The sequence below is a fragment of the Pantoea sp. 18069 genome (genome assembly GCF_902706035.1).
Classification (GTDB): domain Bacteria; phylum Pseudomonadota; class Gammaproteobacteria; order Burkholderiales; family Burkholderiaceae_C; genus Comamonas.
In genome coordinates this window covers 1-380 of sequence record NZ_CACSJA010000159.1, presented here as the reverse complement: position 1 = coordinate 380, position 380 = coordinate 1, and the positions used below count along the sequence as shown (strand labels likewise).

General features: G+C 57.9%; 1 protein-coding gene. It reads left to right on the top strand.

All coding sequences use genetic code 11. The features are described 5' to 3' along the window. On the top strand, positions 1-380 hold a 380-nt coding region (locus GVL12_RS26040), incomplete at both ends, for a hypothetical protein (protein WP_200844116.1).

The following is a 380-nucleotide window of genomic DNA, read 5'->3' as shown; positions in this document are numbered from 1 at the left end:
CACCCAAAGCGGCGCGACGATCTCCCCGGGTGACCAGATTTTCCTCGACTTCCTCGAGTACGCCGGGACGTCGGTCAGCGAATTGCAGTCCAGCACACGCCTGGAAGAGCTCAACGCACGTTGCCAAGCCGCCTCCAATGAAATTACCGATGAGATCTTCGAGTTTTGGAGTCAGAACGACGCGCTCAGTGTAGAGATAGCGCTTGCCCAAGGCCTCTCCGAGGATCCCGCCCCCTTCAATAGCGGGACTGTTGCCAAAATCCGCATTCGGAATGACAACCACAAGGTTTCGGTGCCCCTGTCTGAGCGCAGCGCCGGATTCGTCTGGTTCTTCTCCTTCCTGTCGCAGTTCAAGCAGATGCGAAAGAGGAACCCCGGTG